Raw genomic sequence first — 12309 nt, 5'->3', positions numbered from 1 at the left:
AAGTATTACGAACTTACTGAGATTACTTTCTTAGTTTGGGGAGGCGAAAGGCGTGGCGCTTAAGACTAATACAATACTAATCTGTGCTGGTGGTGGCTGTATATCCGCTGGCGAAGAGAGTGTAAAACAGGCTTTTGAGAGAAAGTTAAAAGAATATGGGCTTGACTCCGTAGTTTCGATTGTTGAGACCGGTTGTATGGGTGCATGTAGTTTGGGTCCACTTGCAGTTATTTACCCAGATGGAGTCTATTATCAAAAACTCACACCGAAGGCGGCAGAGAAAATAGTAGAGGAGCACATATTAAAAGGTCGTGTTGTTCCCGAATATCTGTTTGAAGGAGAAAAAGAAAAACTTACAATACAGGAAAAAACATCAACAGAAATCCCGTTCTTCGCCAAGCAAGTCAAAATAGCTCTGAGAAACGTTGGGGTCATTGACCCACTGAGTATTGAAGAATACATTGCACGAGATGGTTATTTTGCACTGCACAAGGCACTCACACAGATGACACCAGAGGAAGTTATAAAAGAAATTAAGGACAGCGGTTTGAGAGGTAGAGGTGGAGCGGGATTCCCAACAGGTTTAAAATGGGAATTAGCAAGACAGCAGAAATCAGATGTTAAATACATGATTTGTAACGCTGACGAGGGTGACCCAGGAGCTTTCATGGATAGGTCTATCCTCGAAGGTGACCCACATTCAATAGTTGAGGCAATGACTATTGCTGGATATGCGATAGGTGCGCAAAAAGGGTTTGTCTATGTGCGAGCGGAATACCCACTTGCAATTGAACGACTTCAAAGAGCAATAGAAATGGCACACGAGTATGGCTTCCTTGGAGAAAACATCTTCGGAACTGGTTTTTCGTTCGATATCGAAATAAGAATTGGTGCAGGAGCATTTGTGTGTGGTGAAGAAACGGCTTTGATGCACTCGATTGAAGGAAAACGCGGTCAGCCAAGAGTCAAGCCTCCGTTCCCTGTTCAAAAAGGTCTTTGGGGCAAGCCTACGGTCATAAACAATGTTGAAACACTTGCGCTTGTTCCACCAATAATTCTCAAAGGAGCTTCATGGTTCAGACAATACGGAACTGAAAAGTCACCTGGAACGAAGGTATTTGCACTTGCGGGTAAGATTAAAAACACAGGTCTTGTCGAAGTACCAATGGGAATCACACTAAGGGAGCTACTTTACGATATTGGAGGAGGTCATCCACAAGGAAAGCAGATAAAGGCTGTCCAAACGGGTGGACCAAGTGGTGGAGTTATCCCGGCCGAGTTCTTTGATACTCCTGTGGACTATGAATCGCTTGGTAAACTCGGAGCCATAATGGGTTCTGGTGGTATGATTGTGCTTGACGAAGACGATTGTATGGTAGATGTTGCAAAATTCTTCTTGGAATTCACAGTTGATGAGTCTTGTGGTAAATGTACACCGTGTCGTGAAGGAACAAAGGTCATGTACGATATACTCGACAGAATCACAAAAGGCGAAGGAACGATGGAGGATATAGAAAAGCTCGAGCAATTAGCTCAGGTGATAAAAGACTCATCCTTGTGTGGTCTTGGTCAAACTGCACCAAATCCAGTTTTGTCGACACTCAAATACTACAGGCACGAATACGAAGCACATGTGAAAGAAGGGAAATGCCTGGCTAAGAAATGTAAAGCTTTCATAAGCTACGTGATAGATTCAGAGAAGTGTGTAGGTTGTACCGCGTGTGCAAGAGTATGTCCAGTAAATGCAATACACGGTGAAGTAAGAAAGGTTCACGAAATCGACCAAGAAGCATGCGTGAGGTGCGGTAGCTGTATCGAAGTTTGTAGATTCGGAGCTATAAGCAAAGTAACGCCAGCAATAGTGGGAAGCGTTACGAAGTAACAATGAAAGGTGAGCCCCCGTTATGAGGGAGGCTCACCTTTGTTTACTGGTCCTTTTGATTTTTGCAAGCTTTCTAATTTTCTTTCGGGGAGGGAAGGTGTGTGGATCGCGCGACTTTAAGAAATATCATCGATGAGTTGAAAAGTGAGCAACTTGAAGAGCAAGATATACTAATTTACTTGCTTCATAAGGTCCAAGATTACTACCAAAGTCATTACATACCACCTGAAGTAGGCGAAATGATAGCTGAAGAACTCAACGTCCCACCTTCAAAGGTCTACGAAGTGCTGACCTTCTACACGATGTTCTCCACAAAACCCAGAGGAAAGTATATCATCCGTGTTTGCACCAGTTTGCCCTGCCATGTACCTGGAGGACGGGAAATTGTTGAGTATTTGAAAAAGAAACTCGGTGTGAACTTCGGTGAAACTACAAAAGATGGGCTCTTCACACTGGAAGAAACCGGTTGTCTTGGATTGTGTGGGGTGTCTCCAGTGATAATGATTAATGACCAATACTATGGCGATTTAACAGTAGAAAAAGTTGAAGAGATTATCGAGAGCCTCAAGGGCGGTGATGAGAAATGACACCAATTACCGTTCTGGTTTCTGTAGATAGTAACAGTATTCTTTTAGGAGCGAGAGAATTTGCAAACTATTTGAGAACATTGATAAAAGATTATAATCTCGATTCCCTTGTGAGTGTTTTAGAAACAGTGGCAATAGGGGCATACGATGGTGTTGTTATGCATGTTCTACCGGATGATGTTTATTACGTCGTCAAGTCAAAAGAGCATGTAAAAAAGATAGTGGAAGAACATTTACTCAAAGGTAGGCAGGTTTGGGATTTGACAGTTGATAAATCTAAGCTAAAGCCCGGTGAAAAATTCCAAGTCAAAGAATATAGAATTGTCACAAGGAATATAGGTGTCATCGATCCCAAGAACATAGAAGAGTACATTGCAAGAGACGGTTACTTTGCGCTTTCCAAAGCGCTCCAAATGAAACCCGAAGAAATCATAAACGAAATAAAAGCAAGTGGGTTACGTGGCCGTGGTGGTGCAGGCTTCCCGACCGGATTGAAATGGGAGTTCACAGCAAAAGCTCAATCAGACCAGAAATACATAGTCTGCAACGCTGACGAAGGTGAACCAGGAACATTCAAAGACAGGTTGATAATGGAAGGTGATCCACACACAGTAATCGAGGCAATGATTATAGCAGGATATGCTGTTGGAGCAACGAAAGGATACATATACATACGCGGTGAGTATTATAATTCCGTGGAGAACTTGAGAAAAGCGATTAAAGACGCATACGAATACGGTTTCCTTGGTGAAAACATCCTTGGCAGTGGTTTTAATTTCGACTTGACTGTCAGACTTGGTGCTGGTGCGTACGTATGTGGAGAAGAGACTGCGTTACTCGAGTCGATAGAAGGTAAAGCAGGTAGGCCGAGGTTGAAACCTCCTTATCCACCTCAGGTAGGTCTATTCGGCAAACCTACGGTGATAAATAATGTGGAGACATTGGCGAATGTTCCACAGATAATACTGAACGGTGCGGAATGGTTCAGAAGCATAGGAACTCCTAACTCGCCAGGTACAAAGGTTTTCTGCCTTGCTGGGGATGTTAACAGGCGTGGAATGGTGGAATTACCCATGGGTGTTACCGTTAGAGAAGTGCTCTATGGATTTGGTGGAGGAATAAAAGGCGGAAGAGAATTGAAGATGGTCCAAACGGGAGGGCTAGCTGGAACATTCATCCGACCAGATAAACTTGATACACCACTCGATTATGATTCAATGAAAAACTATGGTGTCAGCCTTGGCTCAGGTGTTATACTTGCAATTGATGATACACATTGTGCTGTGGATATCGCTTTGAACGTCATGGAATTCTTCAGACACGAATCTTGTGGTAAATGTACTCCGTGTAGGGAAGGAACAAAAGTTGCATGCGATATTCTTGAAAGAATGACGAGATTCCAGGCAACTGAAGAGGATTTGAAATACCTTGAGCAGATAGCTTATGTTACGGCGGATGCCTCGTTCTGTGGATTAGGGCAGAGCATTAATGTGCCGTTGCTTTCGTTGATAAACAACTTCAGAGATGAATTCATTGCACATGTAAAAGATAAAACGTGTGCAGTCGGACTTTGTAAAGAAGTGAAGCCCAAGAAAGCAACTGTTAAATAATTTTCTGTTAGGTTTCGTTACTTTTTATCGCAATGGAAAAATCAAAGCCCCTGCAAAGGGGCTTTGATTTTTTTCTATGTTATGTTTAAGGTTTTGATTCTTATAAGTATTTTATACAACTTTTTAAACGATTCTTCGCATTCTTTATCCATTTGCGTTTTCAGATATAAAGGAGCTGAGACAATTTTTTCATACCTCTGCGGGAACTCCAACATATCTTTAGCAAAGAACTCTCTTCTGTCTGTATATTTTTTGAAAAACCTCTCTGCTTTTGAATTCTCCAATGAGATGAATGGAATGCCAAAGTAAGCAGCAATAAGTGTGGGATGGAACCTTTCAGATATGATAAACTTGGACGATAAAATTATTGAAAGAACGTTTTGTATGTCGTTCGGGTTATCAATAACCTCTGCGTCAAGTCTTTGCGCTATTTTCTTGGCTGTTTCAACATCGCTGTACTGAACCGGACAGACGATAACCTTTTCAAAGTGCCTTTTCAGGCAATCATACTTTCCAATGTTTTCTACTTTTCTTGGCACAAGTACCGCTTCAAATGTTTTTTCAGGAAGTGTTTGAATAGTTGCCAGGTATCTAACCGATGGGTCGCACGAGAGTTCGGTATGTTTGTTTAGTCTTTTGGCGTATCTGTAAGAAACCAAATCCCTCGGAAAAGGATATACTTTACCATTTTTTATGGTCTTTCTGAGCAGGAAGCGGTTGAGGGGCTTTTTTACGGGTCCAAAACTGTTACCAAACAGTATAACCGGCTTTCCCATTAACAGGCTAATGTAGATTGTTGTAACGTAGTATAAAAAACTTCTTGTGCTTGTTACATCTTGAAGTAGCCCACCGCCGCCGTATATGAGTGCATCAGCGTCAAATATAGCCCCTATGATTTCAAGCAAGTTAAAACGTGAAACAGAGTCTTTGCTAACTCTTTTTGGAAGTGCAATAGTATAATCTATTTTGTATCTTTTTAGAAAATCTTCCATTCCCATTCTCATTAGTTCGTCGCCTAAATTACCATATCCATAGTAACCTGATAGCAGTACTTTCAAGGAAATACCAGCTCCTTTGCAGAAATATGATTCGAAAGATAATATCTGAAAACACAAATTTAACTTGGTTCGAGGTGTTGGATGTGGTAAAAAAAGTTACTGAAAATGTGTATTTAATCGAGCACGAAGAAGCTGCGAATAACGTAATAATCATAGGGAAAAAAGGTGTTGTCTTGATTGATACGTCACTTTTCCCAGAAAAGGCAAAGAGCATAGCAAAGTTTGTTCGTGACTTTACGATGAAAAATATAAGCCTTGTTTTTAATACACATTACCATCCAGACCATACGTTTGGAAATGTCGCTTTCGACGTTCCTATTTTAGCACACGAACTTACAAGAAGAAAAATGGAGCAATTTGATGCTTCGTATTTTGAGAGTCTGGGTATTGAGTACACTGAACCCAAACTGCCCGATGTACTCTTTCAGGACCTGTTTGAATATGAAGATGGCTTAAAGATACTCTTTATCCACGGACCAGGACATACCCCAGACTCATCATATGTATATATTCCTAGCGAATCAGTCTTAATCACCGGTGATAGTGTGATTAATGATATACACCCAGAGATAGTTAGTGACAGCAACTTGAACGTATGGTTGAAGACCTTAGATAGCATGCCACAAGCGAAATACGTAATTCCAGGTCATGGTGATTACGGTTCCCATGATAGTGTGAAAAAAATGAGAGATTACATCGATAAAATAAGAAGGCTTATAAACGGTGAACTCAGCCCATATGAGCTCGAATCTGACCCGAATTTCGTCGAACGAAAACACGCAGAGATGCTCGAATGGGGTATCAAAAACCTTATGGCTGAATAGTTAACGGTTATTCAGCAAATAAGTTCTTAAGGTACATTTCTTGCTTTTGGAACATTTCCTCAGCATTTGTTGTATCGTATTCATGGTCGTAACCAGCCATGTGCAAAATCGAGTGCACGATCACTGTTAAGAGTTCTTGTTCGAAAGTGTTACCGTATTCCTCAGCATTTTTCTTAACAATATCTAAGCATATATATCCTTCAGCATACGGTTCGGTTGTGGTTTCAAATTCTTTCTCTCCTGGATTTTCAACTTTTTCGTGAGAGTTCCCATAAACAAATGTTAGTACGTCGGTTGGTCCTTCTTTGCCTCGGTAATCCATATTCATCTCTGAGATTGTTTCAGTATCAACGAAAATAAAGTGTATAAGAACTCTTCCAATTTCTTTTTCAATGATTTCGGAAAGTTTCTTTTTGTAGGGACTTAGTATTTTCTCCACTTCTTCAGGTACTTCGAAAAACCTAAGTAACTCTTCCAAGAATATCACCATCCTGTTTTTTCGTTGTTCTATTTTTATCCTATAGTTTCTATCTCCTTATTTATCGTTGGGTATTCTATCCTATGCGCTGAAAGACTTTGAAAGACACCCAAGAAACTATCCATTATGGTTCTTAATTCACCCAGTGTTAAACCGGTTTCGTCGAGCTGATTCTCTTCAAAGAGCTCTATTATAGTCTTCTCTATGACCTTTTTTATTTCTTCGACTGAAGTGTTTTTAAGACTCTTTGATGTTGCCTCAACAATATCAGCCAGCATCAGAATACCCATTTCTTTACTTTTTGGTTTTGGTCCTGGATATCGATATTCTTCTATAGGGGTATTTTGGTTTTCTGTCAAAGCCTTTATATAGAAATACTTCTGTACTCTTGTTCCATGGTGTTGAGGAATTGCTAGTTCTATTTGGATAGGTAATCTGTTTTTCCGAGCAATTTCGATACCATCGGTAACGTGCTTCATAATGATACTCTTGCTAACGTCAGGAGGTAATGTATTGTGCGGGTTTTCCTCAGGTGACTTTAAGTTCTCTACAAAAAACTCAGGGTTTCTTACCTTACCAATGTCATGGTAAAGCGCGCAGGCTCTGACAAGTACTGAATTAGCACCTATGCTTTCTGCAGCATGTTCGGCTAGTTCAGCAACTCGTAAGCTGTGTTGATAGGTGCCAGGCGCATGGAGTGAAAGAGTTTTAAGCAAAGGATGGTTAATCGTCGCAATTTCAGCAAGCCCAATGTTGGAGTAAATGCGTGTCGTTATTTCGATATACGGCAGAATGCCAACAACGGCAATAGATGAGAATATGGGGTTCAAGAATATCACTATGTAGTCTTTCAGAGAGAAGTAAAAATGTCGAACTGGTTCTTGTAAAAGAATCATTAACAAGCTAACGATACCCGATACTAAACCAGCTTTTGCGACCTGTATTCTATTCTTTGTGTTCTTTAGCAAGTATGTAGAGATAACCACTTGAGGGAAAAGGTGTAGGAACATGAAGAAATCGTGGTGATGAAAAGCGGTTGAAAGTGAGAGAATCAACCCAGCGCTAGCACCGAACTCGTAGTCAACAAGGAGTGTAATAATCATTGGAGCAATTATAATTGGTATGTAGCTAATACCGTATGTTTTATAAACTATAGTATTTAAGGCTGCTCCACCAAGCAGGGTTGTGTAGAAAAGTAATCTATACCTGATATCAAAGTTGATGACATTAGAGTTCCGGATGAAATGTTCAATAATGCCATACCATATTATGAGTATCAAAATAAACTCATTTGCAAGGTCAAGGACTCCGAGGTCGTAGAGGTTATTTGCAACGCTTATGATAAGTGCTATAATAACTCCATCGTACATGAAAGATTCACTTAACATTACTTCTGACTTATGAGCTCGTTGTTCCATTCTTCTCGTTCTCTCCTCGCGTGAACACTATTTTTGATGCTCTGATATTTACCTGCTTGTTTTCTGCTTTTCCTTTTTTTCTTGTTTTTCCATTCTTTCAAAGTTATCGTATGCTCTTATGATTTTCTTAACAAGAGGATGTCTTACTACGTCGGCATCGGTTAAGTAAACAAACGCGATTCCTTCTATATCTTTGAGTATCTCTTGCGCTACTACAAGTCCCGACCTTTCTTCGATATCTATTTGCGTAATATCGCCGGTAACTATAACTTTTGAACCAAACCCCATACGTGTCAGGAACATTTTCATTTGCTCGTATGTTGTATTTTGTGCTTCATCCAGTATGATAAAAGCGTTATTCAGGGTTCGCCCACGCATATACGCCAGAGGCGCTATTTCTATTACGTTTTTCTCCCTGAGAGAGATAAATTTTTCGATTCCAAGCATATCTATAAGTGCATCGTACAAAGGTCTGAGATAAGGATCTACCTTCTCTGTCAAGTCACCTGGCAGAAATCCAAGTTTTTCTCCAGCTTCAACCGCGGGCCTTGTGAGGACAATTCTTTGCACTTTTCCTGATTTTAGATAATCTACAGCCACAGCCGATGCAAGATACGTCTTACCTGTTCCCGCGGGACCTATCGCAAAGACTATATCGTTTTTCTCTATGGCTTCTAAATATCTTTTCTGACCTTCTGTCTTGGCTTTTACCTTTCCGACAGATTTTTTGTATACTTCCCTTGGGTTTTCTATCTTCTCGTTTTCTTCAACTATGTATTCAAATTCTGTCCAGTCAAGCAAGTGTCCATCGCGTGTTATATTGATAACTTCCCTTAAAACTTTTTCGACAATATCGAGGGACCTTTCATCCTCTCCTTTTACCCTGATTTCGTTGTCTACAACAGAGATTTCCACATTGTATCTCCTTCTCAGATACCGCGCCTTGTTATCGTATTGTCCAAGCACTTCTATCATAGCCACATCATCAGGCACAACAATTCTCCTTACCGACACACCTTCACCTCGCAAATTGTTTGTATTTTTAGTTTCCACGTGTATAATTATATCAGAAAAGATGAAAGATTTCTGTTAAAATATGACGTTTTATTTTTCCGATGTGTATCGTGAAGGTTCAATTTAGATTTAATAACCATAATGAGGGTAATAATTGTTTGAAAAGGAGGATAAACTATGGCTATTGTAAGCGCATCTATACTTGCAGCCAACTTGGCATACCTAAGTGAAGAGGTTAAAAGAGTGGAGGAGATGATAGACGAAATACATCTTGACGTTATGGATGGGCACTTTGTTCCGAATTTAACTTTTGGATTTCCGATGATAGAGGCTCTTAGAACATTCACCAATTTGCCAATTGATGCACACCTTATGGTTACTAATCCAACAGAACTTATCAAAGGTTTCGTTGAAAGAGGAGCTACAAGAATCACTGTCCATCAAGAGGTATGTTATCATCTCCACAGAACGGTCGAGTATATGAAGTCTTTGGGTGTGGAAGCGTTCGTTGCTATCAATCCGGCAACGCCGTTGTTCACATTAGATGAAATTTTACCATACGTGGATGGTATATTGGTGATGACAGTCAATCCAGGCTTTTCTGGGCAAAAGTTCATTCCAACAATGCTGGACAAAATAAAAAGGCTTAATGACATTAGAAAGGGAAGAGAACTAAACTTCAAAATTGCGGTTGATGGAGGAGTTGGAAATGAAAACGCCGTAGAACTTGTTAAAGCAGGCGTTGATATTTTGGTGATGGGATACGGCGTGTTCAGAAATCCGAGGCTTCCAGAGTTGAGACAAGAAATTTTGAATGCATCTGACCAGTGAAAATATATCAGTGATACCGGTTGTTTGAGGTGGTTGATTTATAACTATTTGCGTTGCTTCACCTTATTCTTTTGAAGGTTCCGTGATAAAATTTGAAGAATTGTTCAAATGGTGCCTGGAAAACGGGTTTGACCAGGTAGTGCTTTCTGATACTACATTCTGTGGTGTCGTTAAATTTTTGGAAACGGCTAAGACTTACAAATTGAAAGGTATCGTAGGACTTAGAGTTGGTACGGAGACTTACATTGCCAAAGACACAAACGATTTGAAAAAGATGTTTAGCATATACAATAACTATGGAAAGACTCCAAAGCTTGTGGAACTTCTCAAGCACAACTTCGAGTCCATCTCTCAGCCACCGATTTACTATCTGCCTGGTCAAGAAGATTACTTTAAGGCATTGGTAGAATATTTTGGAAAAGCTCCTGAAAAAGTCTCTTCGGTAGCGGATTTCAAAGGTTTTGAACTGAACGTCAAAGGCGAATTTTTATACGATTTGAAAAGTACTCAAACGCTGTATTATAATGACTCAAAAGATGTGTTCCTCGAACTTTTGGAAAATGAGAAAGAATATTACAACAGACTCAGACACGAAATTGAATTAGTCAAGAAATTTGGATTTGAGGGGTATTTTTACACAATTAAACGCATAGTGGATTTAGCAAAGGAAAATGACATAGAGGTGGGACCCGGAAGGGGAAGTGCTGTTGGTAGTTTACTCGCTTACAGACTTGGAATTACGAAGATAAACCCTATGAAATTCGGGTTGTTATTTGAAAGGTTTTTGAACGAGGGCAGGAGAGATTATCCAGATATTGATTTAGACGTTGAAGATATGCAACGCCAAAGACTGATAAGTATCCTAAGAGAGAAATTTGCAAATGTCTTCAACATAAGTGCGTTCGCAGCAATGCCAGAAAAGATATTAAATGAGTATGGAGCTTTATCAGATTACCTGTGCGATATCCCCGTTCAAAAAACAACACATGCAGCGGGCGTTATAATCTCAACGACCCCAATGGACCTTCCACTCACTCCCGGCACGGAAACGGTAGAGTGGGATATGAAGGATTTAGAAAAGCTTGGATATGTTAAGTTCGATATCCTTGGTTTAAAGACGCTGACCATCCTAAAGCACATAAAAGAAGAAGCAAAACAATTATGGAATTTTTCAGTTATTTCTAAGAATAGTGATTTGAATGATTTATACGAAATGCTCCCCGAATTTGAGAGAACCAACGAAGGTAAAAAGACGTACAAGTATATATCTGTCGGTTTTACGGATAACGTTTTCCAGCTTGACAGTTTTATAGCCAAGCAAGTTGTTCGAGACTTAAAACCCAGAAAGTTTGAAGAACTCGTTTTAGCAATTTCACTCAACAGACCAGGACCTATTAAAGCTGGTGTAACCAGGGAAATAAAGGAACTTAAATTCAAAAAAGAGCTAAAATTCAAAGTCCCGCAATTAAATGACACTTACGGCTTCCCAATTTACCAAGAGCAGGTAATGAAAATTGCTATGGACTTAGCAGGGTTGACAAGTGTTCAGGCAGACGAACTAAGAAAGGCGATAGCAAAAAAGGATGTAACCAAGGTCAAAGAAATATATGAAATACTCACGAAGAAACTTGTAGAAATTTACGGCAACGATGGTAAAGAACTTGCAAGAATTATACTTAGTTTAGGAGAGTACGCATTTAACAAGTCCCACGCAGTAGCATATGCGCACATTACATACCTTATGGCATATTTCAAAGTCAATTATCCAAAGCTCTTTTACGACGTCTATCTAAAGTACGACACAACGATTCTACCTACAGCTGTTTACAATTTACAGGCGCTCGGTTTCACGATACATCCACCTAAGGTGTATATTGGGTCTTCACCTGTTCAAAGTGGCAGAGAGGCAGAAGAAAAGACGTATATAATGCCACTCTATGTTGTCCCTGGAATTTCTCCAGAAAAGGCAGAAATCCTGCAAAATCAAACATTCGATTCATTTGAAGAGTTTGTAGAGAAATCTGGATTTTCACTTTCCACAATAGAAGCACTAATAAAGATAGGAACATTCGATGATATATTTGGAAGCAGAAGAAAAGCTATCCAAAAGTTACGCTCTTTAAAAAGTGGTATTAACCCAGAGGTTGTTAAAATCGGTAGCAAACTTTTCGGAAAGGTGATACAAAAGGAAGAGGTAAAGGTTGAAGATGATTGGGAACGGACCCAGATGGAGTACGATATTTTGAAGATAGCGTTGACTCCTCCAACAAAGGTTGAAAATCTGTTAGCCCCGTACTCCCTTGCATATTCCTTGGAACTACCATTCGGTATACATGTAGCAGTAAAGGCAGGTTTTGGAACAGATGGCAAGAGTGTTTTTAAGGCTCATATTCCAGACGGTGATTATACACTAATATATCCAAACACATACGAATTAGGAAAGCTAAAAATAGATTATGTACTTGATGAGGAACCTTTGAAAAGTGAGATATCCAAGACAACAGTCGGAAATGGATATGAAAGAATCGTTTTACCAAATGGTGAAGTGATACAGAATGTAAGACCTCTCAAAAATTCTTTTAAGACGTTATTTGTTAAAAATTAATA

Annotated in this window: 10 protein-coding genes; 6 read left to right on the top strand and 4 right to left on the bottom strand. The window is 39.8% G+C overall.

Features of this window, described 5'->3' with window-relative positions; genetic code table 11:
• Positions 1-52 precede the first annotated feature (52 nt).
• The 3 genes from nuoF (JM64_RS08425) (at position 53) to nuoF (JM64_RS08415) (ending at position 4079) form a co-directional block, all read left to right on the top strand.
• Positions 53-1882 carry an NADH-quinone oxidoreductase subunit NuoF gene (gene nuoF / locus JM64_RS08425; RefSeq protein WP_064012240.1) on the top strand — a complete coding sequence of 610 codons (1830 nt, stop codon included), beginning with the start codon at positions 53-55 and terminating at the stop codon, positions 1880-1882.
• A gap of 101 nt (positions 1883-1983) precedes the next feature.
• Positions 1984-2469, top strand: coding sequence for a complex I 24 kDa subunit family protein (locus JM64_RS08420; protein WP_064012239.1), 486 nt, complete (start codon positions 1984-1986; stop codon positions 2467-2469).
• The gene (gene nuoF / locus JM64_RS08415) at positions 2466-4079 is read left to right on the top strand and encodes an NADH-quinone oxidoreductase subunit NuoF (RefSeq protein WP_064012238.1); all 1614 of its coding nucleotides are present in this window, start codon (positions 2466-2468) and stop codon (positions 4077-4079) included. The genes JM64_RS08420 and nuoF (JM64_RS08415) overlap by 4 nt, the downstream gene beginning before the upstream one ends.
• A gap of 74 nt (positions 4080-4153) precedes the next feature.
• On the opposite strand, the gene JM64_RS08410 is transcribed toward nuoF (JM64_RS08415), so the two are convergent.
• Entirely contained in the window at positions 4154-5137 is a 984-nt protein-coding gene (locus JM64_RS08410; RefSeq protein WP_064012237.1) for a polysaccharide pyruvyl transferase family protein, read from the bottom strand.
• Between the two features lie 83 nt (positions 5138-5220).
• On the opposite strand from JM64_RS08410, the gene JM64_RS08405 reads away from it, so the two are divergent.
• Positions 5221-5961: an MBL fold metallo-hydrolase gene (locus tag JM64_RS08405; RefSeq protein ID WP_064012236.1), complete on the top strand. Its 741-nt coding sequence runs from the start codon at positions 5221-5223 to the stop codon at positions 5959-5961.
• Between the two features lie 7 nt (positions 5962-5968).
• On the opposite strand, the gene ybeY is transcribed toward JM64_RS08405, so the two are convergent.
• The 3 genes from ybeY to JM64_RS08390 are packed head-to-tail and all read right to left on the bottom strand — an operon-like array spanning position 5969 to position 8871.
• Positions 5969-6451: an rRNA maturation RNase YbeY gene (gene ybeY / locus JM64_RS08400; protein ID WP_064012235.1), complete on the bottom strand. Its 483-nt coding sequence runs from the start codon at positions 6449-6451 to the stop codon at positions 5969-5971.
• A gap of 23 nt (positions 6452-6474) precedes the next feature.
• A complete protein-coding gene (locus JM64_RS08395; protein WP_082868369.1) occupies positions 6475-7857 on the bottom strand; it encodes an HDIG domain-containing metalloprotein in 1383 nt (460 codons plus the stop codon).
• A gap of 48 nt (positions 7858-7905) precedes the next feature.
• Positions 7906-8871 carry a PhoH family protein gene (locus JM64_RS08390; RefSeq protein ID WP_156487931.1) on the bottom strand — a complete coding sequence of 322 codons (966 nt, stop codon included), beginning with the start codon at positions 8869-8871 and terminating at the stop codon, positions 7906-7908.
• 177 nt (positions 8872-9048) lie between these two features.
• On the opposite strand from JM64_RS08390, the gene rpe reads away from it, so the two are divergent.
• Positions 9049-9702: a ribulose-phosphate 3-epimerase gene (gene rpe / locus JM64_RS08385; protein ID WP_064012234.1), complete on the top strand. Its 654-nt coding sequence runs from the start codon at positions 9049-9051 to the stop codon at positions 9700-9702.
• A gap of 40 nt (positions 9703-9742) precedes the next feature.
• A complete protein-coding gene (locus JM64_RS08380) occupies positions 9743-12307 on the top strand; it encodes a PHP domain-containing protein (protein ID WP_331710075.1) in 2565 nt (854 codons plus the stop codon).
• Positions 12308-12309 lie beyond the last annotated feature (2 nt).

The organism is Fervidobacterium pennivorans, assembly GCF_001644665.1.
GTDB classification, from domain to species: Bacteria; Thermotogota; Thermotogae; order Thermotogales; family Fervidobacteriaceae; genus Fervidobacterium; species Fervidobacterium ngatamarikiense.
This window is presented reverse-complemented; position numbering and strand designations above follow the sequence as displayed.